The 25,958-nt window shown below is 66.6% G+C and carries 27 protein-coding genes; 3 read left to right on the top strand and 24 right to left on the bottom strand.

What is annotated here, in order from left to right; all coding sequences use genetic code 11:
- Positions 1–27: 27 nt before the first annotated feature.
- Complete coding sequence (locus tag ISP17_RS11605) at positions 28–927, bottom strand: DnaJ C-terminal domain-containing protein (protein WP_404633287.1); 900 nt, start codon at positions 925–927, stop codon at positions 28–30.
- Between the two features lie 74 nt (positions 928–1,001).
- The gene (locus ISP17_RS11600) at positions 1,002–1,451 is read right to left on the bottom strand and encodes an Hsp20/alpha crystallin family protein (protein ID WP_404633285.1); all 450 of its coding nucleotides are present in this window, start codon (positions 1,449–1,451) and stop codon (positions 1,002–1,004) included.
- Between the two features lie 150 nt (positions 1,452–1,601).
- Between ISP17_RS11600 and ISP17_RS11595 the strand changes: the two genes are divergently transcribed.
- Both ISP17_RS11595 and ISP17_RS11590 read left to right on the top strand, forming a co-directional pair.
- Complete coding sequence (locus ISP17_RS11595) at positions 1,602–2,087, top strand: peroxiredoxin (RefSeq protein WP_404633283.1); 486 nt, start codon at positions 1,602–1,604, stop codon at positions 2,085–2,087.
- A 33-nt stretch (positions 2,088–2,120) separates the two neighbouring features.
- Positions 2,121–2,444: a lipid-A-disaccharide synthase N-terminal domain-containing protein gene (locus ISP17_RS11590; protein WP_404633281.1), complete on the top strand. Its 324-nt coding sequence runs from the start codon at positions 2,121–2,123 to the stop codon at positions 2,442–2,444.
- Positions 2,445–2,516: 72 nt separating this feature from the next.
- On the opposite strand, the gene gyrA is transcribed toward ISP17_RS11590, so the two are convergent.
- The 14 genes from gyrA to ISP17_RS11520 all read right to left on the bottom strand — a co-directional run bounded on the left by gyrA (position 2,517) and on the right by ISP17_RS11520 (position 19,180).
- Positions 2,517–5,129, bottom strand: coding sequence for a DNA gyrase subunit A (gyrA, locus tag ISP17_RS11585; protein ID WP_404633279.1), 2,613 nt, complete (start codon positions 5,127–5,129; stop codon positions 2,517–2,519).
- Between the two features lie 139 nt (positions 5,130–5,268).
- A complete protein-coding gene (locus ISP17_RS11580) occupies positions 5,269–5,679 on the bottom strand; it encodes a GtrA family protein (RefSeq protein WP_404633277.1) in 411 nt (136 codons plus the stop codon).
- Positions 5,676–6,689 (bottom strand): S-methyl-5-thioribose-1-phosphate isomerase, encoded by a 1,014-nt coding sequence (gene mtnA / locus ISP17_RS11575; protein ID WP_404633275.1) that lies wholly within the window; start codon positions 6,687–6,689, stop codon positions 5,676–5,678. The genes ISP17_RS11580 and mtnA overlap by 4 nt, the downstream gene beginning before the upstream one ends.
- A 78-nt stretch (positions 6,690–6,767) precedes the next feature.
- Entirely contained in the window at positions 6,768–6,959 is a 192-nt protein-coding gene (locus ISP17_RS11570) for a PspC domain-containing protein (protein ID WP_404633273.1), read from the bottom strand.
- Between the two features lie 19 nt (positions 6,960–6,978).
- Positions 6,979–8,043, bottom strand: coding sequence for a class III poly(R)-hydroxyalkanoic acid synthase subunit PhaC (locus tag ISP17_RS11565; RefSeq protein ID WP_404633271.1), 1,065 nt, complete (start codon positions 8,041–8,043; stop codon positions 6,979–6,981).
- Between the two features lie 9 nt (positions 8,044–8,052).
- Positions 8,053–9,354, bottom strand: coding sequence for a poly(R)-hydroxyalkanoic acid synthase subunit PhaE (locus ISP17_RS11560; protein ID WP_404633269.1), 1,302 nt, complete (start codon positions 9,352–9,354; stop codon positions 8,053–8,055).
- A 114-nt stretch (positions 9,355–9,468) separates the two neighbouring features.
- Positions 9,469–11,574 carry a polyribonucleotide nucleotidyltransferase gene (pnp, locus tag ISP17_RS11555; RefSeq protein ID WP_404633267.1) on the bottom strand — a complete coding sequence of 702 codons (2,106 nt, stop codon included), beginning with the start codon at positions 11,572–11,574 and terminating at the stop codon, positions 9,469–9,471.
- Positions 11,575–11,595: 21 nt separating this feature from the next.
- The gene (rpsO, locus tag ISP17_RS11550) at positions 11,596–11,865 is read right to left on the bottom strand and encodes a 30S ribosomal protein S15 (RefSeq protein ID WP_404633265.1); all 270 of its coding nucleotides are present in this window, start codon (positions 11,863–11,865) and stop codon (positions 11,596–11,598) included.
- Between the two features lie 184 nt (positions 11,866–12,049).
- Positions 12,050–12,970: a tRNA pseudouridine(55) synthase TruB gene (gene truB / locus ISP17_RS11545; protein ID WP_404633263.1), complete on the bottom strand. Its 921-nt coding sequence runs from the start codon at positions 12,968–12,970 to the stop codon at positions 12,050–12,052.
- Positions 12,970–13,365, bottom strand: coding sequence for a 30S ribosome-binding factor RbfA (gene rbfA, locus ISP17_RS11540; protein WP_404633261.1), 396 nt, complete (start codon positions 13,363–13,365; stop codon positions 12,970–12,972). The genes truB and rbfA overlap by 1 nt, the downstream gene beginning before the upstream one ends.
- Positions 13,366–13,522: 157 nt before the next feature.
- Entirely contained in the window at positions 13,523–16,312 is a 2,790-nt protein-coding gene (gene infB / locus ISP17_RS11535) for a translation initiation factor IF-2 (protein WP_404633259.1), read from the bottom strand.
- A 129-nt stretch (positions 16,313–16,441) separates the two neighbouring features.
- Positions 16,442–17,947, bottom strand: coding sequence for a transcription termination factor NusA (nusA, locus tag ISP17_RS11530; protein ID WP_404633257.1), 1,506 nt, complete (start codon positions 17,945–17,947; stop codon positions 16,442–16,444).
- 55 nt (positions 17,948–18,002) lie between these two features.
- Entirely contained in the window at positions 18,003–18,530 is a 528-nt protein-coding gene (locus ISP17_RS11525) for a ribosome maturation factor RimP (protein WP_404633255.1), read from the bottom strand.
- Between the two features lie 320 nt (positions 18,531–18,850).
- Positions 18,851–19,180: a hypothetical protein gene (locus tag ISP17_RS11520; RefSeq protein WP_404633253.1), complete on the bottom strand. Its 330-nt coding sequence runs from the start codon at positions 19,178–19,180 to the stop codon at positions 18,851–18,853.
- On the opposite strand from ISP17_RS11520, the gene ISP17_RS11515 reads away from it, so the two are divergent.
- Complete coding sequence (locus tag ISP17_RS11515) at positions 19,179–19,454, top strand: hypothetical protein (RefSeq protein WP_404633251.1); 276 nt, start codon at positions 19,179–19,181, stop codon at positions 19,452–19,454. The two genes, ISP17_RS11520 and ISP17_RS11515, sit on opposite strands and share 2 nt — an antisense overlap.
- On the opposite strand, the gene ISP17_RS11510 is transcribed toward ISP17_RS11515, so the two are convergent.
- The 8 genes from ISP17_RS11510 to ISP17_RS11475 form a co-directional block, all read right to left on the bottom strand.
- The gene (locus ISP17_RS11510; RefSeq protein ID WP_404633249.1) at positions 19,430–19,753 is read right to left on the bottom strand and encodes a hypothetical protein; all 324 of its coding nucleotides are present in this window, start codon (positions 19,751–19,753) and stop codon (positions 19,430–19,432) included. The genes ISP17_RS11515 and ISP17_RS11510 overlap by 25 nt on opposite strands.
- Positions 19,750–20,154, bottom strand: coding sequence for a hypothetical protein (locus ISP17_RS11505; protein ID WP_404633247.1), 405 nt, complete (start codon positions 20,152–20,154; stop codon positions 19,750–19,752). Before ISP17_RS11505 ends, ISP17_RS11510 begins: the two co-directional genes overlap by 4 nt.
- Complete coding sequence (locus tag ISP17_RS11500) at positions 20,144–20,680, bottom strand: hypothetical protein (protein WP_404633245.1); 537 nt, start codon at positions 20,678–20,680, stop codon at positions 20,144–20,146. Before ISP17_RS11500 ends, ISP17_RS11505 begins: the two co-directional genes overlap by 11 nt.
- Before the next feature lie 140 nt (positions 20,681–20,820).
- Positions 20,821–21,435, bottom strand: a complete 615-nt coding sequence (locus tag ISP17_RS11495) for an SPRY domain-containing protein (RefSeq protein WP_404633243.1) — start codon at positions 21,433–21,435, stop codon at positions 20,821–20,823.
- Entirely contained in the window at positions 21,432–22,892 is a 1,461-nt protein-coding gene (locus tag ISP17_RS11490) for a hypothetical protein (RefSeq protein ID WP_404633241.1), read from the bottom strand. Before ISP17_RS11490 ends, ISP17_RS11495 begins: the two co-directional genes overlap by 4 nt.
- Positions 22,889–25,525, bottom strand: a complete 2,637-nt coding sequence (locus ISP17_RS11485; RefSeq protein ID WP_404633239.1) for a hypothetical protein — start codon at positions 25,523–25,525, stop codon at positions 22,889–22,891. Before ISP17_RS11485 ends, ISP17_RS11490 begins: the two co-directional genes overlap by 4 nt.
- On the bottom strand, positions 25,512–25,736 hold the full coding sequence (locus tag ISP17_RS11480) for a hypothetical protein (protein WP_404633237.1): 225 nt from the start codon (positions 25,734–25,736) through the stop codon (positions 25,512–25,514). The genes ISP17_RS11485 and ISP17_RS11480 overlap by 14 nt, the downstream gene beginning before the upstream one ends.
- Positions 25,733–25,957, bottom strand: a complete 225-nt coding sequence (locus ISP17_RS11475; protein WP_404633235.1) for a hypothetical protein — start codon at positions 25,955–25,957, stop codon at positions 25,733–25,735. The genes ISP17_RS11480 and ISP17_RS11475 overlap by 4 nt, the downstream gene beginning before the upstream one ends.
- Between the last annotated feature and the right edge of the window lies 1 nt (position 25,958).

Genomic DNA, 25,958 nt, shown 5'->3' with positions numbered 1-25,958 from the left:
TTGGATGCATCCGGACCCGGCAATGACTCAACCGCGCGGGTTGTAGTCCGCAAAGTGCTTGTGCAGCGACTCGTAGGCCTTGCGCTGCTTGTCGTCGTCGGCCGGTGGCGTGCGGATGGACAGTTCCACCAGCTGGTCGCCGGGCTGCGCGCCGGGCATGCCGCGCCCCTTCAGGCGCAGCTTCTTGCCCGACTGCGAACCGGCCGGAATGCGCAGGTCCACCGTGCCAGCCAGCGTCGGCACCGGCACCGTGGCGCCCAGCGCCGCTTCCCATGGCGCGATCGGCAGCACGTGCAGCACGTTGAGTCCGTCCAGCTTGAAGCGGGCGTCGTCGCGGATCGCCACTTCCAGCAGCAGGTCGCCGCTCGGGCCACCCGCCGCACCGGCATGGCCCTGGCCGGACAGCCGAATCACCTGCCCCGGCTGGATGCCGGCCGGGATCTTCACTTCCAGCACGCGCTCGTTGCCGTGGCTGTCGTGCAGCGCCACGCGGGTGCGGCCACCGTCGAACGCGGTCTGCAGATCGATCTGCACCTGCGCCTGCACGTCGCGACCGCGCCGCGCGCGCGGCTGGCCGCGATGGCCGCCCGCACCGCGACCGAACAGGCTTTCGAAGAAGTCGCTGAAGTCGCCCTCACCGGCGCCGCCGTCACCAAAGTCGTAGCCCTGGCCGAAGCCCGGCGGCGGACGGAACTGCTCGCCGCCGCGGTAGCCGCCGGCGCGCACCTGATCGTAGGCGCGGCGCTTTTCCTTGTCGCGCAGCACTTCGTTGGCCTCGTTGATGGCCTTGAACTTGTCCTCGGCGCCGGCTTCCTTGTTCTTGTCCGGATGGTATTGCCGCGCCAGCTTGCGGTAGGCGGCCTTGATCTCCGCCTCGCTGGCATCGGGCTTCACGCCCAGGATGTCGTAATAATCTTTGAACTCCACTCACCTCTCCCCGGCGACGGATCATGCAGGTTCCGCGGCGGGCATGTGCCCGCCGCGGACTCAATCATCCCAGCTTACTCGGCCGCGTTGATGGTGATGCGACGCGGCGTGGCCAGCGGCTTCTTCGGAATCACGATCTCCAGCACGCCGAACTTGCCGGTGGCGGTGATGCCTTCGGCGTCGGCGCTGTCCGGCAGCGTGAAGCGGCGATGGAAGACGCCGTGGGCCCGCTCCACCCGGGTGTACTTGCCGTTGTCGCCGTTGGGCGCCTGGCGTTCGCCCTTGATGGTCAGTATGCCCTTCTCCATGCTCACCTCGATCTGTGCCGGATCCACCCCCGGAACATCGGCAAGGATCACGAACCGCTGCTCGTCCTCGCGGATGTCCACCCGTGGCGCCCACTGGCTGGTGACCACGTTGGAGGCATCGCTTTCCTCGGCCTGGAAGAAGCGGTCGAAGGCCTGGCGGACCTCCTCCGGGAACATGCGGGTGGCATTCCACTGCATCGGGTTGCGGTTGCTCATGGCTGACTCCTCGAAAAGGTTACGGCGTGCGCGCCGCTTGCCTGTCAAGTAGGTGCGGCCGGCCGCGATTCAAGGCGACAGCAGCGGCCGGCGCGGTTTAGGATCCCGCGGTTGCCCCACTTTCAGCCCACCATTCAGCATGGAAACGCCATGACCATCCAAACCGGCCAGCCCCTGCCCGACCTGCCGCTTGCCGTGATCGACAGCGGCGAAAAGCAGAACACCACCACTGGCGCACTGTTTGCCGGCCGCAAGGTGGTGCTGTTCGCCGTGCCCGGTGCCTTCACGCCCACCTGCTCCGAGCGCCACCTGCCCGGCTATGTGGCGATGTACGACGCGTTCCGCGAGCGCGGGATCGAGGTCTACTGCCTGTCGGTGAACGACGCCTTCGTGATGCAGGCGTGGGCCCAGGCCCAGTTCGTGCCGCCCGGCCTGAAGATGCTCGCCGACGGCAACGCGGACTTCACCCGCGCGCTGGGGCTGGAACTGGACGGCAGCGCCTACGGACTGGGCCTGCGCGCCCGCCGCTTTGCGCTCTACGCCGAGGACGGCGTGGTGAAGTCGCTGGCCATCGAAGCTCCAGGCGAATTCCGCGTCAGCAGCGCCGAAGCCATGCTGGCCGTGATCGGCGGCTGAAACACCTCTCCCTCTCGCCATAAGGAGCGCAGGATGCGCCTTGCCGATGGTCTGCTCGAACCGCTGCTCGGCCCCCTCGTACCGTGGCTCTATCGCGACTCAATGATCTGGACCGGGCTGGGACTGGCCGGCGCGGCGCTTTTCAGCTCGCGCTTCCTGATCCAGTGGCTGCATTCGGAAAAGGCCAGGCAGCTGGTGGTGCCGCCGATCTTCTGGCATCTGAGTTTCTGGGGCAGCGTGCTGCAACTGCTGTACGCGCTGCATATCGACAAGCTGCCCGTGATGCTCAGCTACGCCTTCCTGCCGTTTCTCTATGCACGCAATCTCTGGCTGCTCAAGCGCACCGCGTTGCGTTGAGGCCGTTCCGGCGTTGAAACGAAAAACCCCGGCCTGCGCCGGGGTTTTTCGTGGTGCCATCAATGGCTCGGGTCAGGTCTCGTCGCCCGCCTGCGCGGTGTCGGCATCGCCCTGCGGCGGCTGACCGTCAAGTACGGCCGCCTCGGCCTCCTCGCCGTTGTCTTCCTCGGCCTCCAGCCGTACCACGCTGACCAGGGCCTCGTCGGCCGGCAGCTTGATCAGGGTGACGCCCTGGGTATTGCGGCTGAGCTGCGAGACCTCGGCGACGCGGGTGCGTACCAGGGTGCCTTGGTTGGAGATCAGCATCAGCTCGTGCGCCTCGGTGACCTGCACCGCGGCGACCAGCGGCCCGTTGCGCTCGGAACACTGGATGCCGATCACGCCCTGTGTGCCGCGCCCCTTCTTCGGGAACTCGTCGAGCGCGGTACGCTTGCCGTAGCCGCGGGCGGTGGCGGTGAGGATGTCGCCCTCGGCCGCCACGATCATCGAAACCACCTCGACGTCGTCCGCCAGGCGCATGCCGCGCACGCCGGTGGCGGTGCGGCCCATCGAGCGCACGGTGTTTTCGTCGAAGCGGTTGACCTTGCCGTTGGAGGCGAACAGCAGCACGTCGCTGTTGCCGTCGGTGAGCGCCACGTTCACCAGCGCATCGCCGTCGGCCAGGTTGATCGCCTGCTTGCCCTTCTGCAGCTGGAAGGCGAACTCCGGCAGCGGGGTCTTCTTCACCGTGCCGTTGCGGGTGGCGAAGAACACGAAGCGGTCTTGCGCGTACTCGCGCACCGGCAGCACCGCCTGCACCTTCTCGCCCTCGGCCAGCGGCAGCAGGTTGACGATCGGCTTGCCGCGCGCGTTCGGGCCGGCCTCCGGCATCTGATAGACCTTCAGCCAGTAGACGCGACCGATGCTGGAGAACGCCAGCAGCGTGTCGTGCGTGTTGACCACCCACAGCTGCTCGACGACATCCTCGTCCTTCAGCGCGGATGCCGAACGGCCCTTGCCGCCGCGACGCTGCGCACGATACGTGCTGGCCGGCTGACGCTTGATGTAGCCGGTGTGCGACAGCGTGACCACCACGTCTTCCGGAGCAATCAGGTCGAGCACGTTGAGATCTTCCTGCGAGGCCTGGATCTCGGTGCGGCGCGCGTCGCCGAACTCGGTCTTGATCGCCTCCAGCTCCTCGCGGATCACGTTGAGCAGCACCTCGGGGTTTTCCAGGATCTCGATCAGGCCGCGGATGGTCTCGAGGATCTGGCGGTACTCGTCGGACAGCTTCTCCTGCTCCAGCCCGGTCAGGCGGTGCAGGCGCATGGCGAGGATTTCCTGTGCCTGCACGTCGGAGAGCTGGTAGCCCTCGGCCTTGAGGCCGTCGCGCGGATCCATGTCCTCCGGACGCGACGCATCGGCGCCGGCGGCGGAGAGCAGCGCCCCCACCATGCCCGGCTGCCACTTGCGCGCCAGCATGCGCTCGCGAGCCTCGGCCGGCGAGGCAGACGTCTTGATCAGCTCGATCATCTCGTCGATGTTGGCCAGCGCGACGGTGAGGCCCTCGAGGATGTGCGCGCGGGCGCGGGCCTTGCGCAGATCGAAGATGGTGCGGCGAGTGACGACCTCGCGGCGATGGCGGATGAAGGCCTCGAGGATGTCCTTCAGGTTCAGCAGCTTCGGCTGGCCATCGAGCAGCGCCACCATGTTGATGCCGAAGGTCACCTGCAGCTGGGTCTGCTGGAACAGGTTGTTGAGCACCACGTCGGCCATCGCGTCGCGACGGATCTCGATGACCACGCGCATGCCGTCCTTGTCGGACTCGTCGCGCAGCTCGCTGATGCCTTCGAGCTTCTTTTCCTTCACCAGCTCGGCGATCTTCTCGATCAACCGCGCCTTGTTCACCTGGTACGGCAGCTCGTGGATGAGGATCGTCTCGCGGCCGTTCGGCTCGGTCTCGATCTCGGCGCGTGCGCGCACCAGGATGCGGCCGCGGCCGGTGCGATACGCCTCGACGATGCCGGCTGAGCCGTTGATGATGCCGTGGGTCGGGAAGTCCGGGCCCGGGATGTAGGTCATCAGCTCGTCGATGCCCAGCGACGGGTCATCGATCAGCGCGATGGTCGCGCCGATCACCTCGGTGAGGTTGTGCGGCGGGATGTTGGTCGCCATGCCCACGGCGATACCGGCCGAGCCATTGATCAGCAGTGCCGGAACCTTGGTGGGCAATACCAGCGGCTCGTGCTCGCTCTCGTCGTAGTTGGGCCCGAAGTCGACGGTTTCCTTGTCGATGTCCGCCAGCAACTCGTGGGTGAGGCGCGACATGCGCACTTCGGTGTAACGCATAGCCGCCGCGTTGTCGCCGTCGACCGAACCGAAGTTGCCCTGGCCGTCGACCAGCATGTAGCGCAGCGAGAACGGCTGCGCCATGCGCACGATGGCGTCGTAGACCGACGCGTCGCCGTGCGGATGGTATTTACCGATGACGTCACCGACCACGCGGGCCGACTTCTTGTAGGGCTTGTTCCAGGCGTTGCCCAGCTCGCTCATCGCAAAAAGCACGCGGCGATGGACCGGCTTGAGGCCGTCGCGCACGTCCGGGAGGGCGCGTCCCACGATCACGCTCATGGCGTAGTCGAGGTAGCTCTGGCGCATCTCGTCTTCGATGTTGACGCGGATGACTTCTTTGGCGAGTTCTGCCATCAATCGGCTTCCCAGTGAACGAAAAAAGGCCGCATTGCCAGCGCCTCAGGCGCGTGCGTGAGCGACCCGAAATTCAACCCGCGGAGTGTACCACGAAAGCACTTTGCATGACAGTATTTAGTGCTTTCTTATCAATTACTTAGCGCGGTGTTTTGGGGTGACGGAAAAGCACCACGCGTGCTGCTGAAAAATTGACCAGCGCAGCGACCGCCGAACCCGCTGCCGCGGCCACCGCCGGCCACCGGTGCAGGGCCGGAAACAGCTGCAGGCACAGCGCGTACACACCGTAATTCACCACGGCACCGGCGCTCATCAGCGCAAGCCAGTGCAGCCATTCGGCATGCGCGCGACGTCCGCTGGAACGGCCCGCGAAAGTGTGCCGCCGGTTCCACCACCAGGTGAACGTGGCGGCGAGCAGGAACGACACCACGCGGGCGATATAGGCGTTCCAGTGCTGCAGGCCCACCAGCGCCTGCACCACCGTCGCATCGATGACCAGCCCGAGCACGCCGCCGATCGCGAACAGCGAGATGTCGCGCGGCAACCTCACCCGCCGAAGACCGCCTGCATCACGGCCGCGTTGGGCCGCTCGATCACGCCGCGCTCGGTGACGATGGCGTCGATCAGCTCGGCCGGGGTGACGTCGAACACCGGGTTCCACGCCTCGGCACCCTCGACCACGGTGCGCTGCCCGCCGGTGGAGAGGAGCTCGGTGGCGTCGCGCAGCTCGATCTCGATCGCCTCGCCGTCGGGCGTGGCCATGTCCACCGTCGAGGACGGCGCCACCACCATGAACTTCACACCGTGATGGCGCGCGGCGATGGCGAGTTGGTAGGTGCCGATCTTGTTGGCTGTGTCGCCGTTGGCCGCAATGCGATCGGCGCCGACGATCACCCACTGCACGGCGCCGGATTTCATGAGATGGGCCGCGGCCGAGTCGGCGATCAGTCTGGCCGAGATACCGTCGCGCACCAGCTCGTACATGGTCAGCCGCGCGCCCTGCTGCCACGGGCGCGTCTCGCCGGCGTAGACTTGGCCGATGCGTCCGCTGGCAACGCCAGCGCGGATCACGCCGAGCGCCGTACCGAACCCGGCGGTGGCCAGCGAGCCGGTGTTGCAGTGGGTCAGCACGCCCGAGCCCGGCGCGATCAGCGCCGCACCCAGCTCGCCCATGTGCCGATTGGCGGCGAGATCCTCGTCCTGGATCGCCTGGGCTTCGCCGGCCAGCATGGCGGCATCGGCGCCGGCGGCGATGCGCTTCTTCATGCGGTCCAGTGCCCACATCAGATTCACCGCCGTCGGCCGCGCCGCGCGCAGCATGACCAACGCCGCGTCGAGCGGCTCGCCCTGCTGCGCTGCGAGCACCACGCCCCAGGCGGCGGCAATGCCGATCGCCGGCGCACCGCGCACAACGAGGTCGCGAATGGCCTGGGTCACTTCGGCGGCGGTTCGGCAATCCATCCAGCGCTCTTCGCGCGGAAGCAGGCGCTGGTCGAGCAGTCGCAGGTGATCGCTCTGCCATTGCACGGCACGGACGCGGTCGTAACGGTCGTAATCCATCGGGAGTCTTCGTACGTCGGAAAAAGTCGGCCGCGGCGGCGCGCGCGGCATGGTGTTGCGCGGAAGGGCTGGCCCGGCTCAGTCGGCCTTGGGCATCACCAGCCACATCACCAGATAGAGCAGTATGCCGGAGCCGCCCAGCAGGGTCAGCACGATCCACCCCACGCGCACCAGGGTGGGATCCCAGCCGTAGTAGTCGGCGATGCCGCCACACACGCCGGCAATGCTGCGGTTGGTGCTGGAGCGCTGGAGCCGCTTGCCTTCGGTCATGGTTCGATGTCCTCCGGAATCAGCCGCGTGCGCGCAGCCACTGGTGGATCGCCGGCGGCACCTCGCGTTGGGCGCGGCCGGAGACGTAGATGCCGATGTGCCCACCCTTGAACGCCACCTCGGTGTAGTCGCGCGTGCCGATGTGCTGGCGCAGCGCGCGCGAAGCGTCGGGCGGCACCAGATGGTCCTGTTCGGCGTAGATGTTCAGCACCGGCTGCTGGATCAGCCCCAGGTCGACCGGACGCCCGCCGATCTCCAGCGAGTGCTTGACCAGCTTGTTGCCCTGGTAGAAGTCCTTGATGAACTGGCGGAACGCTTCGCCGGCCTGGTCGGGCGAATCGAAGATCCACTTCTCCATGCGCAGGAAGTTCTCCAGCTCGGCCGGGTTGTCGAGGATGTCGACCAGGCCCACGTATTTCTGCTGGTTCAGCCGCAGCGGCTTGAGCGTGAGGTAGACCCAGTTCATCAGCCCTGCGGGGATGTTGCCCATCACGTCGACGAAGCGGTCGACGTCGAGGTTCTGCACCCAGTGCGAGAGCATGTTGTCCGGCGTGTGGAAATCCACCGGGGTGACCATGGTGATCAGGTTCTTCACCTTGTCCGGGTGCATCGCCGTGTAGCACAGCGAGAACGCGCCTCCCTGGCAGATGCCAAGCAGGTTGATCGCATCGAGCCCGTGGCGATGGCGCACTGCGTCGACGCAGCGGTCGAGGTAGCCGTTGAGGTAGTCGTCCAGCGTGAGCCAGCGATCGGCGCCGTCGGGGTAGCCCCAGTCGATCAGGTAGACGTCCTCGCCCTGTTCGAGAAGGTTGCGGACCAACGAGCGGTCGGGCTGCAGGTCAGTCATCCATACCGTGTTGACCAGGGCATAGACGATCAGCACCGGCGTCTTCGCGGTGGGGCGGCTGCCGGTGAAGTGCCACACCTTGAGCTTGTCTTCGCTGTAGACCAGTTCGCGCGGCGTGTTGGCGTACTGAGGTTCGCCGAGCTTGGGCAGGTTCTGCATGCCGGCCGCCAGCTTGTGCTGGAAGCGGTTGATCTCTGCCAGCGCCTGGGCCGGGTCGATGCGCAGCGGTGTGTACATGGCCATTCCTTACTTGCGCTTGGCGCGACGCGGCGCCGGGATGCCGGGGCGAATGGAGGTGCCGGCCTTGCTCGCCGACGCGGTGGCCGCGGCCGCCTTCATCTTGACCCTCGATCCGGCCTTGCCGGACGATTTCGCCACCAGCCGGGAAGCTTTCGCTGGCGCCCGCTTGCGCGCGGCGGGGACCGCAGCGGGCGTCGCTTTCTTCGCAGCGGCTTTCTTTGCAGCGACTTTTTTTGCAGCGACTTTCTTTGCAGTGGTTTTCTTCGCCGCAAGCTTGGGCCCCGCCGATTTCGCGACGGCAGTGACCGAACGTGGCGCCGTATCGGGTACCGCCGGTCGGGCGGAAATGCCGGCCCCGGCCAGCTGCTTCTTCAGCGCCGCCAGTTCGGCACGCAGCGCAGCGAATTCCTCGTCCGCGCCCGCTCGGCCGGCCGCGCGTTGCTCGCGCCGCACTTCCTGCAGGCGTCTGCCCAGGCTGTCGACCTCGCTGCGCGTGGGCAAGCCGAGCTGGCGGCACAGCTCCTCCAGCTGCTGCTGCATGAGCTGGCGCTCAAGCATCTGCGCATTGACCATGGCGCCGTAGACCTCGCGGAACTCGTCGCTCAGCGCGATCTCCGCGTAGGCTTCCTCGGCCGAGTCGATCCACAGGTCGTACAGCGCTTTCAGCGATTCGATCTGCCGGCCGGGCTCGGAGTGCTCGGCCAGCTTGTTCTGCAGGCGCTCGAGCCCCTGCGCGTTCGCTCGCAGGATCAGCGCCTGGTAGCGCCGCTGCTGTTCGGCGCTGTCGAGCATCGCGGCCATCAGCGCCTGCTGCTTTTCCTGCTGCTCGCGCTGCAGGCCGAAGGCCGGCGTGTGCGTCGGCTTGTGCCAGTCGGCGCCACCAAAACCGCCCTGCCCGGCCGCCGCCAGCCACGCCTGCCACTGCTGCACGAAACCCTGCGCGGCGGTGCTGTCGATGCCGCCGAATGCCTGCGCAAAGGGTTGGCTGGCGTTGCCGAACATCTGCTGCATCTGCGCCTGCCAGTCGCTGCCCAGCGGATCGGCCTGGCTGCTGGCGGCACGCTGCATCCAGTCGAGGTAACCCTTGATGCCGGTGAGGCTGCGCTCGAGCACATCGCTCATCGGCGCGGCGGCAGGAGCACTCATACCAAACATCGGGGCGGCCGGGGTGAAACCCGCGCCCATGCCGGCAAACGGCGATGCCGGCTGCTGGGGCGAGGCCTGCTGCAGATAGCGCATCCACTGCTCCCAGGACTGTTGGGCCACGGCCTGGGACTGCCTGATGAAATCGCTCGCCTGATCGGCCATGCCTGCCTCCGGATGCGGGTATCCCAAGCATCGTAGCAAATGGATGTGGCGTTAAAACGAAGAAGGCCCGGCGTCGCCGCCGGGCCTTCGATACATTCAACGCGAGTCGTCGACTCAGGCGCCGGCGGCTTCGTCTTCGGTCACGGCCTTCATGGACAGGCGGATGCGGCCCTGCTTGTCCACCTCGAGCACCTTCACCTTGACGATATCGCCTTCCTTGAGCTTGTCGGACACCTTCTCCACGCGCTCGGAGGAGATCTGCGACACGTGCACCAGACCATCCTTGCCCGGCATGATCGTGACGAACGCGCCGAAGTCCATCAGCTTGGCGACCTTGCCTTCGTAGATGCGGCCCGGCTCGACGTCGGAGACGATCTGCTCGATGCGCTTCTTCGCCTCGTCGGCCGCCAGGCGGTTGACCGAGGCGATGATGACAGTGCCGTCGTCGCTGATGTCGATGGTGGTGCCGGTCTCCTCGGTGATCGAGCGGATGGTCGCGCCGCCCTTGCCGATCACTTCGCGGATCTTGTCCGGATGGATCTTGATGGTCAGCAGGCGCGGCGCATACTCGCTCATCTCCGAGCGGGCGGTGCTGATGACCTTGGCCATCTCGCCCAGGATGTGCAGGCGACCACGCTTGGCCTGCTCCAGCGCCACCTTCATGATCTCTTCGGTGATGCCGTCGATCTTGATGTCCATCTGCAGCGCGGAGATGCCATCGGCGCTACCGGCCACCTTGAAGTCCATGTCGCCGAGATGATCCTCGTCGCCCAGGATGTCCGACAGCACGACGAAGTCGCCGCCTTCCTTCACCAGGCCCATGGCGATGCCGGCCACCGGTGCCTTCAGCGGCACGCCTGCGTCCATCATGGCCAGCGAGGAACCGCACACCGACGCCATCGACGAGGAACCGTTGGACTCGGTGATTTCCGAGACCACGCGTACCACGTACGGGAACTCCTCGATGCTCGGCTTCACTGCCTGCACGCCGCGCTTGGCGAGGCGACCGTGGCCGATCTCGCGACGCTTCGGCGCGCCGAAGCGACCGGCCTCGCCCACCGAGAACGGCGGGAAGTTGTAGTGGAACAGGAACGGATCCTTCGACTCGCCTTCCGGCGCGTCGATGATCTGCGCATCACGGGTGGTGCCGAGCGTGGCCACCACCAGCGCCTGCGTCTCGCCGCGAGTGAACAGCGCCGAGCCGTGGGTGCGCGGCAGCACGCCCACGCGCACCGAGATCGGACGCACGTCGTCGAGCTGACGGCCGTCGATGCGCACCTTGGTCTTGAGCACGCTGTCGCGCATGGTGCGGTATTCGAGCTCGGCGAATTCCTTGCCCAGCTCGGCGGAGGCCCAGCCGTGCTGCTCGGCCTGCGGCTTGAGCGACTCCATCACGTCGGCCTTGATCGCCGAGATGGCGTCGCGACGCTGCAGCTTGTCGCGCACCTGGAAGGCCTGCTCCAGCTTGTCGCCCACGGCGCCCTTCAGCGCAGCGATCAGCGACTCGTTGCGGGCCGGCGCCTGCCAGTTCCACGAGGGCTTGGCGGCTTCGGAGGCCAGCTCGGCGATGGCGTTGATCGCGACCTGCATCTGCTGGTGGCCGAACATCACGGCGCCGAGCATCACGTCCTCGGACAGCAGCTTGGCCTCGGACTCCACCATCAGCACGGCGCCGGAGGTACCGGCGACGACGAGGTCGAGGTCGGAGGTCTTCAGCTCGGTGTGCGTCGGGTTCAGTACGTACTTGCCGTTGGCGTAACCCACGCGGGCGGCGCCGATCGGACCCTGGAACGGGATGCCGGCCAGCGACAGCGCGGCGGAGGCGCCGAGCATGGCCGGGATGTCGCCGTCGATCTCGGGATTGAGCGAGACGACCTGGGCGATCACCTGGACTTCGTTCTTGAAGTCTTCCGGAAACAGCGGGCGCACCGGACGATCGATCAGGCGCGAGGTCAGCGTCTCCTTCTCGGTCGGACGGCCTTCGCGCTTGAAGAAGCCGCCGGGGATGCGGCCGGCGGAGTAGAACTTTTCCACGTAGTCGACGGTGAGCGGGAAGAAGTCCTGCCCCTCGCGCGGCTTGGCTGCGGCCACCGCGGTGACCAGCACCACCGTGCCGCCCATGCTGACCATGACTGCACCGGATGCCTGCCGGGCGATTTCGCCCGTCTCCAGCGTGACTTCGTGATTACCGTACTGGAATGACTTGGTTACTTTCGCCACGTGATATGTGTCCTTGTCGAATTAGCGGCGCAGGCCGAGGCGCTCGATCAGGCTCTGATAACGGGCCAGGTCGCGATCCTTCAGGTAGGCGAGCAGGCTCTTGCGGCGGTTGACCAGCTGCAGCAGGCCACGACGCGAGTGGTGATCCTGCTTGTGGGTCTTGAAGTGGCCGGTGAGGTGATCGATGCGGGCGGAAAGCAGGGCAACCTGCACTTCCGGCGAACCGGTGTCGTTCGGCACGCGGCCGAAATCAGCAATGATCTTGCCGGTCTGTTCTGCGGTGAGGGACATGGGTATCTCTTCCTTAAAAGCGAATGCGAAGCTTGCGCAACGTCACCGCACGATGACGTTGCGCAAGCTTCGACTGGTTGAATGAATCGGGTAAATCAAGCTCCTTATTGTAGCGACGGGAGCTGCGCCACAACAAGACCGTCATCCGGACGTCGCCCGGATGCCTTGCGCGGTATTTCTGCGGTCACCCCGGCGGCGGCAGGTTGAAGCCCCGCACCACCCGCAGCTGACCCTGTTCGTCCAGCTCGGCCAGGGCCAGCAGGCCACCATCGGCGGCAAATGCCGCACACGGCCCCGCAGGCATGCCGGATTCCACGGCAACACGCCGTCCCTGCGCCATGGCCTGGCTCTGCGTCGCGTCCAGATGCACGGCGGGCAGGTGTGCCAGTCCCTCAGCCACTGGCCGCATGAGCGCCAGCAGCGCTTCGTCGCCCTGCGCGGCGGCCGCCTCGACCTGCGCCAGCGTCACCATGGCCGGCTGCCGGAATGGCTCCACCCACAGGCGTCGCAGCGACACGAGATGCGCGCCACAGCCCAGCGTCTCGCCCAGATCCACGGCCAGGCTGCGGATGTAGGTGCCCGAACCGCACTCGATCTGCAGTTGCAACCGGTCGTCGCTGCGGCCGGTGAGTTCGAGCCGGTAAACGTCCACCTCGCGCGCCGGCACCTCGACCGTCTCGCCGCGCCGGGCCTTCAGATAAAGCGGTTCACCACCCTGCTTGATCGCCGAATACGCCGGCGGCACTTGCCGGATGCGCCCGCGCAGCGGCGCCAGCGCGGCCTCGATGCGCCCTGGATCCAGTGGCGGCACCGGGCGTTGCTGCAGCACCTCGCCCTCGCGGTCGGCGGTGGTCGTGGTGACGCCCAGCTGGCATTCGGCGGCGTATGCCTTGCGCGATCCCAGCAGGTGGCCGGCCAGCTTGGTGGCTTCACCGAAGCACAGCGGCAGCAGGCCGGTCGCCAGCGGATCCAGCGCACCGGTGTGCCCGCCCTTGGCGGCGCGGAACAGCCGGCGCACCGCCTGCAGTGCCTGGTTGGAACTCAAGCCCAGCGGCTTGTCGAGCAGGACCAGCCCGTGCAGGTCCCGGAAAACGATGCGCCCCATCAGTCGTCGACAGGCTCGTCTTGTTCGGTGGCATCGACCGCGGCGGCCGGCGGCGCGTCCTGGCGCAGCAGGGTCTCGATGCGCTCGCCCTTGTCCACCGAATCGTCGTACTTGAAGCGCAGCTCCGGCACCCGGCGCAGCCGCATGCCGCGGGCGAGCGCGCGCCGGAATTCGCCGGTGAGCTCCTTCAGCGCCTTCAGCGCCTCGGGTGCCTGCTCCGCCTGCAGCGCGGTGATCCATACCGTCGCCCAGTCCATGTCGCGGGTGATCTCCACATCGGACACGCTCACCGAAGGCAGCGCGTGATCGCGCACCGCAGCGTGCACCAGCAGTCCGAGCTCGCGGCGCAGCTCGGCGCCAACACGGTCGGTACGTTTGAAATCGCGTGAGGGCATGAGGCCTCCTTGGAATCGCCTGGCGGGCGAATGACGCGGGCGCATCGGCCAACACGTCGGAACAGACCAGAAACAAGGAGCCCGGACAGACAGCTGCCCGGGCTCCGGATCACGGACAACGGGGATTCACCGGAAGGTGAACCGCACCGGCGTGCCGTTACAACGTGCGGGCCACCTCGATGCGCTCGAAGCACTCGATCTGGTCGCCGACCTTGACGTCGTTGTACTGCTTCACGGCGATACCGCATTCCATGCCGTTGCGTACTTCGTCGACCAGGTCCTTGAAGCGGCGCAGCGACTCCAGCTCGCCCTCGAACACCACCGTGTTGTCGCGCAGCACGCGGATCGGCTTGGACCGCTTGACCGTGCCCTCGGTGACCATGCAGCCGGCCACCGCGCCGAACTTGGAACTACGGAACACATCGCGCACCTGCGCCAGACCGATGATCTCCTCGCGCACTTCCATGCCCAGCAGACCGGTGGCCGCCTGAGTCACCTGATCGATCACGTCATAGATGATCGAGAAGTAGCGCACGTCCAGGCCCGACGTATCGATCACCTTGCGCGCCGAAGCATCGGCACGCACGTTGAAGCCGATGATCAACGCCTTGGACGCAGCGGCGAGCGTTGCGTCGGACTCGTTGATGCCGCCCACGCCCGAGGCGATCACGTTGACCTTGACGCTTTCGTTGCCGATCTTGCTGAGCGACTCGCGCAGCGCCTGCACCGAGCCCTGCACGTCGGCCTTGACCAGGATGTTGAGCGTCTGCACGTCGCCCTGGCCCATCTGCGCCATGATGTCCTCGAGGCGGTTGGCCTTGGAAACCATTCGGGTGTCGCGACGCTTCTGCGCACGCTCCGCCGCCACTTCGCGCGCCAGGCGCTCGTCGGCCACCACCACGAAGTCGTCGCCCGACTCCGGCACGCCGGACAGTCCCAGCACCTGCACCGGAATCGACGGGCCGGCTTCCTGCACGGTCTTGCCGGTCTCGTCGACCAGCGCACGCATGCGACCGAACTCCACGCCGCAGACCACGAAGTCGCCGCGCTTGAGCGTGCCCTGCTGCACCAGCACCGTGGCCACCGGGCCGCGGCCGCGATCCAGGCTGGACTCGATCACCACGCCGGAGGCGGGGCCATCCTTCACAGCCTTCAGCTCCATCACCTCGGCCTGCACCGAAATCGCGTCGAGCAGGGCATCGATACCCATGCCGGTCTTGGCCGACACCGGCACGAACGGCGTGTCGCCGCCCCACTCCTCGGGGATCACCTCGAGGTTGCCCAGGCCCTGCTTGACGTTGTCCGGGTTGGCGTCGGACTTATCCATCTTGTTGACCGCGACGATCAGCGGCACCTTGGCGGCGCGCGCGTGCTCCACGGCCTCCTTGGTCTGCGGCATGACGCCGTCGTCGGCCGCGACCACCAGCACCACGATATCGGTCGACTGCGCACCGCGGGCACGCATCGAGGTAAACGCGGCGTGGCCCGGGGTATCAAGGAAGGTGATCACGCCCTTGGGCGTTTCCACGTGGTACGCACCGATATGCTGGGTGATGCCACCGGCCTCGCCCGAGGCGACCTTGGTGCGGCGGATGTAGTCCAGCAGCGAGGTCTTGCCGTGGTCGACGTGACCCATGATGGTGACCACTGGCGGACGCGTGCTCTTCTCGCCCTCCAGCTCGGCGTTCTGGGTGTGCGCAGCGAGCGCGGCCTCGGCGTTGTTCTGGTTCTCGGCGACCGGGGTGTGGCCCAGTTCCTCGACCACCAGCACCGCGGTGTCGTGATCGATGGTCTGGTTGATCGTGGCCATCACGCCCATCTTGAAGAGCGCCTTGACCACTTCCGAACCCTTGACCGCCATTTTCTGCGCCAGATCGGCGACGACGTTGGCGTCGCCCACCACCACCTCGCGCACCACCGCAGCAGTCGGACGGGTGAAGCCGTGCGGGCCGCCGGACGAGGCCGATGCGGAACTGCTGCGCCCCATGTCGCGACCGCCGCGCCCGGGCTTGCCGCGCTTGCTCGAACGACGGGCGCGATCGGCGTCGGACAGGTGCAGCTCGCCGCCGGCAAAACGCTTGCCGCCGGGCGCGTCGTCGCGATCGCGGCCGTGCTTGGCCTTGGCATTGCGGCTGCCCGCATCGCCGCTGGCCGGGGCCGCAGCGGGAGCTGCGGCTGCCGGTGCGGCGGCAGCTGCCGGGGCCGGCGCAGGCGCAGGCGCGGCGACCACGACCTTCTTTTCGCGACGACGCGGCTCGTGGATACGCGGCACGATCATGCCGAAGCTGCTGTGGTCGGTCGTGCCACTGGTGGAAGCACCCGCCGGAGCGGCGTCCACGCTGGCGGCACGCTCCTCGGAGATCTCGGCGACGGGCGCCTCGGCAGCCGGTTCGTCGGCCTGGGCGGGCCGGGCCTGAGCCGCTTCCGCCTGGCGACGGGCCTCGTCGGCCACGCGCTGTTCCTCGGCGGCACGCTGGTGCGCCTCTTCCTCGCGGCGGCGCTCGGCCTCGAGGCGCTCGCGCTCCTCGTGCTCGCGCTGCTGCTGCGATTCGGCGAGCTTGCGCATGGCCTCCTCGCGCTCGCTGTCGACACCGGCCTCTTCGGCGATGACGCTGCGCTTGACGTAGGTGCGCTTGGCGCGCACCTCGACGTTCACCGTCTTGGCGCTGGCCGGCGCACCGCGCCCGCCGGGCGTGGCGACCTTGAGCTCGCTGACCTTGCGGCGCTTGAGCGTGATCTGGCGCGGCGCGGAGTCATCGACTTCCGGCGCAGCCTCGTTCTTGCCATGGGTGCGACGCAGAAAGCCCAGCAGCTTCACCTTTTCGGTGCTGCTGATGACCTGCTCCGGATCGGAGAATTTCATGCCCGCCTCGCCAAGCTGACCGAGCAGCTTGTCCACCGGCATGCCAAGTACCTTGGCGAGTTGTTTGATCGTGACATCCGACATCGTGTTCTTTCTCCGCCGTTCCCGCGCCTATCGTCCGTGCGGCCTCGCCTGCACGTCCACCTCCATCCCTGGTGGAAAGCCCCTTGAGGCTCTCCCCGGCGCGCCCTTCCAGGGCGCGTCCGCTCGCGGTTAGCCGCCCTTCTCCAGTCGCTCGATCATCGGCGCACGTGCGGCCATGATCAGCGCGGCAGCGCGCTCTTCGTCCATGCCTTCGATATCGATCAGGTCGTCGACCGCGAGGTCGGCCAGATCGTCCACCGTGCTGATCTCGCGAGCCGCCAGCGCATACGCGGTGGCCTCGTCCATGCCCTCGATCGCCAGCAGCTCCTCGGAAGGCTGGTGCTCTTCGATGCCCTCCTCCAGCGCCAGCGCCTCGGTGAGCAACGCATCGCGGGCACGCGCGCGCAGTTCCTCGACGATGTCCTCGTCGAAGCCCTCCACCGCCAGCAGCTCGGCGCTGGGCACGTAGGCGATTTCCTCGACGCTGGAGAAGCCTTCCTGCACGAGGATGTTGGCGATCTCTTCGTCCACTTCGAGCTTGTCCATGAACAGCGCCAGTGCGGCCTTCTGCTCGGCCTCGCTCTTGGCGGTGACCTGATCCTGCGTCATCACGTTGAGCTGCCAGCCGGTGAGCTTGCTGGCGAGGCGCACGTTCTGGCCACCGCGACCGATCGCCTGGGACAGCTTGTCCTCGGCCACCGCGATATCCATCGAATGCTTTTCCTCGTCCATGATGATGGACTGCACTTCGGCCGGCGCCATCGCGTTGATGACGAACTGCGCCTGGTTCTCGTGCCACAGGATGATGTCCACGCGCTCGCCGTTGAGCTCGTTGGACACCGCCTGCACACGCGAGCCGCGCATGCCGATGCACGCGCCGATCGGATCGGTGCGGGTGTCGTGGGCGAGCACGGCGATCTTGGCGCGATCGCCCGGATCGCGGGCGCAGCCCTTGATCTCGACCAGGCCCTGGCCCACTTCCGGCACTTCGAGCTTGAACAGCTCGATCATGAATTCCGGCGCGGCGCGCGAGACGAACAGCTGCGGCCCGCGCACTTCGGACTTCACTTCATACAAGTAGCCGCGCACGCGATCGCCCACGCGGTGCGACTCGCGCGGGATCGTCTTGTCACGCGGGATGAAGGCCTCGGCATTGCTGCCCAGGTCCAGGTAGATGTTGCCGCGCTCGACGCGCTTGACGATGCCGATCACCAGCTCGCCCACGCGGTCACGGAACGCATCGACCACCTGCTGGCGCTCGGCCTCGCGCACACGCTGCACGATCACCTGCTTGGCGGCCTGCGCGGCGATGCGCCCGAACTCGGCGTTCTCGATCTGCTGCTCGATGAATTCGCCGACCTGCGCGTCTTCGCGTTCGTCCACGGCGTCCATCAGGCGCACCTGGAAATACGGCGACTCCATCTCGCCATCGTCGGCGATGACTTCCCAGCGGCGGAAGGTCTCGTACTCGCCGGAGTGGCGGTCGATCTCCACGCGGATATCCGGATCCTCGTCGGGGTAGCGCTTCTTGGCGGCCGAGGCCAGCGCTGCTTCCATGGCCTCGAAGATCACTTCGCGCGGCACGCCCTTCTCGTTGGCAACCGCGTCGACCACCAGCAACAGTTCTTTGCTCATTGCAACCACTCCGTAGGTCGCCGGACAACCGGCGCCTGCTCGCTAGGGATATGTCTCAGTTGGCCTTGGGGGCCGGTTTCTTGCCACCCTTCTTGGGCTGCGGCACGTAACCGAGCGCCACCCAGTCCGGCACCACGCGTGCACTGTCCACGTCCGCATGGTCGAATTCGAATGTCTTGCCTTCCGCTTCCAGCGTGACTCGTTCGTCCTGCACCTGCACCAGCTTGCCGCGCAGACGGCGGCGGCCCTCGATCGGCGCCTTGAGCAGGATCTTCACTTCCTGCCCGAGCACGCGAGCGAACTGCTCGGCGGTGAACAGCGGACGGTCGATGCCCGGCGAGGACACTTCCAGCACGTAGTGGCCCGGAACCGGATCTTCCACGTCCAGCAATGCCGACAGCTCGCGGCTGGCCGCCTCGCAATCGTCGATGCCCACCTCGCGCCCTTCCGACCGGTCGAGCACGTCGAGATAAACGCGAAGCGTACTCTGCCCCTGCGACGGGGAGAACTCCACGCCCAGGCATTCCAGCTGAAGATCAGCCAGAACCTCGCTGAAGCGTTGTGCCAGTGCCAGGGTATCCATGTCGGTACCGATCGTTTTTCCAGTCGCCAGAAACAAAAAAAGGGCTCGAAACGGCCCATTCCCTTACCACGCCGATGTGCCGGCTCATCCAGCCTTTCCGGGCCTGCGGCCGGGGCGATGCGCCCCTGGCCGGTCGGCGACGCTTCCTTGCGCCCAACAAAAAAGCCTCACGAGGAGGCTTTCTTGTTCTAAGAAAGATCTGGTAGCGGGGGCGCGCTTCGAACTCTATCTGACAGAGCCCTTGCGCGTCCTCATTCCCCGCTCAGAGTCCGAGGATGTTACGCGGAAGGCCGCTCCAGCGCAAGAACGGGGCGACTGACCTACCGGATCACGCCCTTGTCGCGCAGCTGCTGCAGGCAGTGGTGCTCGAGCTGGCGGAGGGTGACCTCGGACTGATACAGGCCGGCGGTGTCGGAGATCCAGGTGTCGGTGGCGACCAGGTCAGCGGGGCCGCGCAGCGGCGGCAGAGGCGGCAGCGGCCGGGCTGCCTGCGTCTGGTCGCAGGTGACCAGCGGCGGCGGCGTTGGCCGAGGCAACGGCCGCGTTGAGCTGCTGCTGCACGCCGTCAGGGCGAGCGCACTGAGGGTTACCACCAGCAGCAACAGCCGGCGCGGCAAGGTAGATGGTGCGGATGCGTTGGGCGGTGTCATGGCTGGCGACCTCGATCGCTGGCAGCTGGGTCTGGATCTGCAGGGTGAGCGCGTTGCCGGCCTGTGCCGACGCGGTGATGGCCTGTTGCGCCTGGTCGGCGGATTGCCGGTCAGCCTTCGCCTGTTCGGCCACCTGTGCGGCCCGGCCGTCGGCGACGCCCTGCGTATAGCGGTGGTGCCCGTAGGCGATGGCAGCGAGCAGGCTGGCCAGCACCAGCACAGCGAGGGCGAGAACGCGCTGCGCGAGCGTCACAGCATGCGCCTGCGTTCATAGAACCCAGCCGCCCTGCCTTGAAACACGTAGCGGAACCATGGGCATGGGCTCTGCATGGCCATGTAGGCGGCGAGAAAGGCGCGCAGCAGTACCTCGTACACGGTGCCGGTGCGCATGCTCGGCATGGCGCACACCACGCAGGCGCTGGCGGTGATGCAGATGAGGCAGGCGAGGCGCAGTGTGTGGCGCAGCCAGCCGCGCGGTGAGGTATCGGCCGGCCGGAAGCTGGAGTCATGCAGCATGGCCATGCCAGTGACGGCGGCCACGCAGGCGGCCAGCCAGGCGAGAACATCGATCATGGGGAGTCTCCGCTGCGGTTGTCGGGCGCACCGCGCCGTGCCACCTCCATCCCCAGGCGCCGCCGGACCGCAGGCACCAGCGACTGCGCGAAAAACGACGTGATGCCGGCGACAGCCGGCGCGATGTCCCGAACGAACCCGAAGTGGGGAATGCCGCCGATGGCCACGGCAATGCACGCGCCGAAGAACGTGAAGCTCAGCATGAGCAGCAGCATCGCCCAGCGGCTGAGCTTGGGCGGCTGCACCACCAGGCCCGCGGCGGCACCCGCGAAGGCCATGAAGGCCACCGGCGCCGGCACCCCGGCGATCACCACCTGCGTGCCGGCGGTGATCAGTGCAGCGCCCGTGGAATAGAGCGCAGCCACCAGGCTGACAGCGATGGCGCTTTCGTCACGCAGCACGGGCAAGCGCCCCGCAGGCAGTGGCGTAGTGGCGGCCCCACTTGGCCCGCAGCTCTTCCCTTTCGGCCTGGGTGCCGCGCGCGTAGGCGCCGGGACGCCAGATACGCAGGTAGCACTCCCACGCGCCGTCGACGTCACCGAGCTTGGGCAGCGGCGCCGGGTCGGTGTAGAGGTACAGCCTGGCAAAGCCGGCGGCGAGCACGTCATCGCCTGGAAGCGCCGTGTAGACGCTGTAGCTGGTGGCCGGCACGCCGCGAGCGGCGCACAGCGCGTTGGCCAGCTTCGCAGTGGCGGGGTGCTGCAGCACGCCACGTACACCCCCATTGCGCTCGAACTGCGCCAGGCCGTGAGCCGGGCCATCGCCGCCCTGCACGCGCGCGTTCAGCTCGGACTCTTGTAGCATGATCGTCAGCACCTGCGCGCGCGCCGGGTCGCTGGTGAGCGCCGGCGGCAGCAGCCGAAGCGCGGGGGCGATCACTTGGTACAGCGCGTCGACCGGGGCGATGGGAAGCGGCAGCTGGCTCATGGGCCCATGCTGCCGCAGAGTAGGGAAACGACTAAGGCAAAGCGTTTCCTACGTCTATCCGTAATGCCACCTCACAGGCGGAAGGTTGGCCGATCAAAGCGAAGGGAGCTGGCGGGCCCGCGCTAGCCGAAAGCACCCGCTTAGCTTCCGTCCCAAGCACCAAACCCAGCGATGGGGTACGCGATCGTCGAAGACCCCGGGCGCAAGCTGAAACTGCCGCCGTTGCTGGCAAAAATGTTCAACGCGGGGAACAGCGTCCCCGTGACCCCGGAAAAGGCCGCGCCCGTTCCCGCGGCGGGGTCCCCCCCGGCCTGCACGGCGCCGTTCTTCGCGTACCAAAGAAGGCCGGCGTCCGCGTCCCAATACGCAGTGATCACGTCGCCTATGCCGTAACTTGCGCCGTACGCCGCCGAGGTGCCGTTGTGGTACTTGCTGCCGTCCAGTTCGTAGTAGCCCCAGCCGTTAGCGTCGCTACCCGGGAAAGCCATGGACGATGGGCCGAGGGCCATAGACGAATTAGCCAAGCCCACAACCGTGTAGTTCGAGGCGCCCGTGGCCGTGCATTCAAACTCAATGCACCATTTCCCGGTTGAGCGTGAGAGCGTGGCGCGTACGGCCTCGTGCGTGGTGTAGCTACCGCTTGGCGCCGCGGCCAAGTTGCCGCTCGACAGGACAATGTCAGGCCCTTTGTCCGACGGGTTCCAAGTCACCGCGGTCGGCCCGGCGGCACGGTGTTTCGTAAACCCAGGGATCACGTCATGTCTCCACCGAGCACCCACGCATTCGCGGCGACCTGCGTGAGAACCAGCGTCGAATACTGCGCACGCGCCGTCAGGCTGCTCGGGTTGTTTACCGTCACGCCGACCCCGGCTGCGATGGCCGTCTGCCCCGCGCCGAGCTGCGCCACCTGGATCTGCGTGCCGACGGGGAACGCGACGCTGCTGTTCGGTGGCACGGTCAGCGTATTCGCCGCCGCGTTGTTCATGGTCACAATGCCTTGGTAGACCGGTGAAGGCGCATCGGTCAGGGCGAGCGTGTACGCGGTGCCGGTTTGGGCATTGACGGGCAGAACGGACCCGCTGCCGCCCGACGACGCCAAGGCATCCAACTGACTCACGTTGAGGCTGGATGCGCCCGTCTTGGTAAACGACGAGCTGACACCCGACCCGGCGAGCACGGCATGCCATTTCACATTTCCATGCAAGTAGTTGCTGCTATCGAGAATATCGTCGACCGGCACCTGCCACCCGGAAGCAGCGTGCTCGGCGTTGAACTGCGTCACTTGCAGGTAGCTCGCTCCGCCCGTCGCCACAATGCCGTGTTGGCAGTGCAGCGACTGCAACCGGTCGATTAGCATGGCGTGATAGCCTGCTGGCGATTCTGCGGTGCGCACGCACCCCCAGCAGTTGATTTGGTTGGCCGTCAAATGCTCGCCAAGCAGCGCTCCGGTGTAGAAGCCCACCACGTCCACCACGCCCACGGTCGTGTGAGCGCCGTTGTTGATCGCGGGGAACTTGATGCCGTAGCTGGTCGCAGTCGTTGGCTGCGCCAGCGCGCCAACGTCGAAGCTACCCGTGTCGACCAGCACCCCGTCGAAATCGATGCAGGCGACTTTGGACGCATCGATGCCGGTGATCGTAGGGTTCGCGATCGTGCGGATGATGGCGTTCCGCAACACGAGATTTACGTTGGTGAAGTTTGAGCCGTTCGCACCGCCAAGCACGGCACCCGTACCCGCCGCCAAGGTGGACTTGATCACCAGTCCGCCAGTTGGTATCGGCTCGGTGCCCGTGACGCTCACGACGGCCGGAGGGGGACGATAGCCGAGGATCGACACGGTGATGGGGGCGTCGGCGCCGTAGTTCTTCACCGGCAACGTGAGCTGCGCGTTGGCGCCGGTCGGGTCTTGCAGCGCCCCGCCGATCAAAAACGTAGCATCGACCTGCTTAGACATGATCACGCCGCCGGACGTGGCGCAGGCAGCGATGGCTGCCTGAAAACCCGTGGTCGAGTCCACCACGCCGGTTGGGTCGCAGCCGTGATCTTCCAGATAGACCACCGGAAGCGATCCGAAGCCACGCATGAAGTTGGCGATATCCGAAATGATCGCTGCGGCGGAAGAGCCGCCTTGCGTCAGCTCAAGGATTTCCGAACCATCGAGCGCCGCGGCCGGATTGGATGCACGCAGCGCGGAGAGAGATACGTCGGTCATGGGGTCTCCAATGTGCGGACGGCGCCCGCCTCGGTGATGCGTCGATTGCCGGCCTCGGTGACGCGGACGCCCGCGGAGGCGGTGTAGCTGAAGGTATGCGAGGCCGACTGCCAACTGGCGTAACCATCGCGATTGGCCTCGACGCTGATCTGCGCCACGCCATCAGCCGCGAATGTGTAGGCGGTGGCCGCCGTGCCGGTGAGCGCGCTCTCGGTGTGCACCAGCGTGCCGGGCGGCTGGTAGTAGCGAACGGTGTAGGTGGTGCCCGCTTCCGGTCCGGTGGAGGCGGCGGATTCATCGAGTAGCTGATCGGCTTGCGTGAGGCGATCGCGGTGAGCCCAGTGCGTGGTGATGGCGCCCACCATGGCGGCCGGATAGGCCTGCCCTGTGGTGGAGGCATCGTCGAACCGAAGCAGGCCAGGCGCGTAGGGCCTCACCTGCCGATCGTTCATCGTGACCGAAAGCTCTGTGGCTGAGCTGATGTCCAGCACATCGCTCGCCGACCGGGTGAGCAGCTTGGCGCGTACCACGTCGCCGCCCACGTATTCGCGCTGGTCGCCCGTCACCCACTCTCCGGCAAACACCAGCGAGGATGCTGCAGCATGCGAGGTGGGCACGGTATCGGCACAGCCGCGGCCCAGGGATAGCGTGCCGGCCGTGGTGTCGACAGCGTCGATGCGCACGATCTCGTCGCCCCAGATCGCCCAGCCGCCCACTACCAGGCGATCAATGTCCGTCGCGCTGGTGAAGGTGAAGCTGGTATCGATGGGACCGGCCGCCTCGTTGATCACCGCGCTGGCCGTCCAGTCGCCGATGCCGTAGGCCTGGTAGGCCTCAGCCGCGGCGGCCGTGTCCACTTCGTAGTTGAGGCCGATGGTGGGGCGTGTGGCAAGCAGGCCAAGATAACCGGCATCGGCATGGAGTGCGGCGAGGTCGGCGTTGGATAGGGCAGCGACCAACTCGATATAGGGCGCTTCGAAAGCAAGCTGGCTTGGTGGTGCCGTGACTGGCTGCGCCGGATCCACCCAGCCACCGAGCTGCTGCTGGATGAATACCGTGTCAGGGAACGAGAACACGTTCTGCACTGCACTGGCGGCGATGCTGCCATCCTTGAGCGTGCCCTGTGCGACCTCGCCCAGCACCAGCACTATGTCGGCGATGCCCTCACTGGGAAGCTGCAGTCGCACGTTGGTGCCAGCGCGCAGCGTGCGCCACTTCGGCAGCAGCGTGAGATCGATCTTGCTGAGCGGCGACGAGGCGGCGGCCAGCTCACGCGCTGCCAGGCGTGTGGCTAGCGAGCCTACTGGCACCTCGTGATAGGTGCGCACGTCAGAGTTGGGGGAGCCAACGTCCTGAATGCCTGCGGCAGAATAGACCGGCTGCGTGGTGCGTACCTGCTTGGCCTGCGGATCGAACCATTCCACCTGAATCAGGTTCACCGCCTCAGAGCCTACCCACGGGGTTTGCTTGAACGTCTTGACGTCGTCCTCGGTGATGATCGGCAGCGCGGAGGGATCGCTCACCGCCCGGATCAGGTCGAGGTAATACAGGCCGTCGGTGCGGCTCTGCGTGAGGTTGCCGGCGATCAGGTTGCAGATGCGCTGCTGGAACTGTTCGGGCGTCTCCGACTCCGAATCATAGGTGGTGCAGATGCCGAAGCCTTCGCTGTAGAGCTGGTCGGCGGCAGCGCGAAAGCTGGTGTCGTTGATCAGGCCCGCCGGCTCGCCCTGCATCTCGTCGCGGGTGATGCTCTCGTAGAGCACGTGGGCGGGGTTCATGGCCCGCAGCCCAGGCTTGCGGCTAAGATAGAACGACACACCGCCGCGGTTCTCTAAAATGTCGTCGTGCAGCCAGATGGTATAGCTGGTGCTACCAGAGAGCGTGATCGGCGAGGATGCCTTTGCAGCTGCAAATGCTTCAGCGGAAGTTGCATAGCTTGTTGACAGATAATCGGTAGTGGCTCCCGTGTCATCTGTTACTTCAAATCTGCAAAACCATGGCAAGCCGCCAGTGCCGGGGGAGTCATCTGCCGGCCAGCGTGACCATGCGGTGTAGGGGAGCCCATCTGCAAACTCAATCTCGATCACATCATCTGCGGCGAACGGGCCATAGGTGTGACCATTCACGTCCGTGGCTGCGGCATCGTTGGCGTTGATCGAAAGCACGCCGAGAGATTGTGTGGCGCCCGAAGCACCCAGCGCGATCACCGCCTTTTCCGGATACCACACCGTGTCGTCCTGCCAGTCGGTGAGGATGCGCTCCACCTTGGCGCTCACGGTCTTGGGGCTGGGCGTGAACGCGCCGAAGCGGCCGCCGCGGGCGACGGTGGTGAACTTGCCGCGGTGGCCGCTCTGCTGGGCGCCGAGCACGCTGGTGAGGTAATCGTTGGGGGCCTGCGTGGGCTCGCCGAACAGGATGTCCCAGTCGCCGGTGATGCCACCCTCGCCTTTCTCGCCGCCCCACAGATCGGGCTTGTTGATGGTGATGCGCTGGCTGCTGGTGAGGCGCCCCTGGAAGAACGGCGCGTCGCCGCCGCGCAGCTCAAGCAGAGCGTCGATCACGCCACGGCACCAGCCGAAATGCAGCAGCCACTTGTAGTGGTAGCCGATGGTCTGCTTTTTACTGCCGCCCATCGGTGGCCTCCAGCTGTTTCACGTGGGCGAGCGTGGCGCGCGCGAACGGGTCGTCGATGCGCTCGATCTCAGCGCTGTCGATGCCGTGGTGGCGAAAGGCGTTCCAGTCCAGCTGGTGGCGTGCAAACCATGCCCGCGCTCCGCGCCGGCAGAAGCCACCCCGCACGCTGAAGCCGGGCACGCCGGCGAGGTGCTCCAGGCGCACGATCACTTCTTTCCTCCCTTGGTGCGGATCGGGTCGGTACCGGTTTGCTGCATAGCCAGCTGCATGGGGTCGTCGATCCACACGGTTCCGAACACGCGGATGATCTTTTTGCCATCCTTCACGCTCGGCACGGTGCCTTTTTCAGGTTGTGGCGTCTGCACCTTGGGCTTGGAACTCAGCGCGAGGTAGGCGCTGACGATGGCGACGATGATGAAGGCGACAAACATA

This window comes from Dyella ginsengisoli (assembly GCF_044904665.1).
GTDB classification, from domain to species: domain Bacteria; phylum Pseudomonadota; class Gammaproteobacteria; order Xanthomonadales; family Rhodanobacteraceae; genus Dyella_A; species Dyella_A ginsengisoli.
The sequence above is the reverse complement of the archived record's forward strand: the minus strand, read 5'-3'. Positions and strand labels throughout refer to the sequence as shown.

Excerpts from the sequence above, each read along its gene's own strand:
- ISP17_RS11600 (WP_404633285.1), bottom strand. The coding sequence starts at position 1,451 with ATGAGCAACCGCAACCCGATGCAGTGGAATGCCACCCGCATGTTCCCG.
- ISP17_RS11595 (WP_404633283.1), top strand. The coding sequence starts at position 1,602 with ATGACCATCCAAACCGGCCAGCCCCTGCCCGACCTGCCGCTTGCCGTG.
- ISP17_RS11590 (WP_404633281.1), top strand. The coding sequence starts at position 2,121 with ATGCGCCTTGCCGATGGTCTGCTCGAACCGCTGCTCGGCCCCCTCGTA.
- gyrA (WP_404633279.1), bottom strand. The coding sequence starts at position 5,129 with ATGGCAGAACTCGCCAAAGAAGTCATCCGCGTCAACATCGAAGACGAG.
- mtnA (WP_404633275.1), bottom strand. The coding sequence starts at position 6,689 with ATGGATTACGACCGTTACGACCGCGTCCGTGCCGTGCAATGGCAGAGC.
- ISP17_RS11570 (WP_404633273.1), bottom strand. The coding sequence starts at position 6,959 with ATGACCGAAGGCAAGCGGCTCCAGCGCTCCAGCACCAACCGCAGCATT.
- ISP17_RS11565 (WP_404633271.1), bottom strand. The coding sequence starts at position 8,043 with ATGTACACACCGCTGCGCATCGACCCGGCCCAGGCGCTGGCAGAGATC.
- ISP17_RS11560 (WP_404633269.1), bottom strand. The coding sequence starts at position 9,354 with ATGGCCGATCAGGCGAGCGATTTCATCAGGCAGTCCCAGGCCGTGGCC.
- rpsO (WP_404633265.1), bottom strand. The coding sequence starts at position 11,865 with ATGTCCCTCACCGCAGAACAGACCGGCAAGATCATTGCTGATTTCGGC.
- truB (WP_404633263.1), bottom strand. The coding sequence starts at position 12,970 with ATGGGGCGCATCGTTTTCCGGGACCTGCACGGGCTGGTCCTGCTCGAC.
- rbfA (WP_404633261.1), bottom strand. The coding sequence starts at position 13,365 with ATGCCCTCACGCGATTTCAAACGTACCGACCGTGTTGGCGCCGAGCTG.
- infB (WP_404633259.1), bottom strand. The coding sequence starts at position 16,312 with ATGTCGGATGTCACGATCAAACAACTCGCCAAGGTACTTGGCATGCCG.
- nusA (WP_404633257.1), bottom strand. The coding sequence starts at position 17,947 with ATGAGCAAAGAACTGTTGCTGGTGGTCGACGCGGTTGCCAACGAGAAG.
- ISP17_RS11525 (WP_404633255.1), bottom strand. The coding sequence starts at position 18,530 with ATGGATACCCTGGCACTGGCACAACGCTTCAGCGAGGTTCTGGCTGAT.
- ISP17_RS11515 (WP_404633251.1), top strand. The coding sequence starts at position 19,179 with ATGGCTGGCGACCTCGATCGCTGGCAGCTGGGTCTGGATCTGCAGGGT.
- ISP17_RS11520 (WP_404633253.1), bottom strand. The coding sequence starts at position 19,180 with ATGACACCGCCCAACGCATCCGCACCATCTACCTTGCCGCGCCGGCTG.
- ISP17_RS11510 (WP_404633249.1), bottom strand. The coding sequence starts at position 19,753 with ATGATCGATGTTCTCGCCTGGCTGGCCGCCTGCGTGGCCGCCGTCACT.
- ISP17_RS11500 (WP_404633245.1), bottom strand. The coding sequence starts at position 20,680 with ATGAGCCAGCTGCCGCTTCCCATCGCCCCGGTCGACGCGCTGTACCAA.
- ISP17_RS11490 (WP_404633241.1), bottom strand. The coding sequence starts at position 22,892 with ATGACCGACGTATCTCTCTCCGCGCTGCGTGCATCCAATCCGGCCGCG.
- ISP17_RS11485 (WP_404633239.1), bottom strand. The coding sequence starts at position 25,525 with ATGGGCGGCAGTAAAAAGCAGACCATCGGCTACCACTACAAGTGGCTG.
- ISP17_RS11475 (WP_404633235.1), bottom strand. The coding sequence starts at position 25,957 with ATGTTTGTCGCCTTCATCATCGTCGCCATCGTCAGCGCCTACCTCGCG.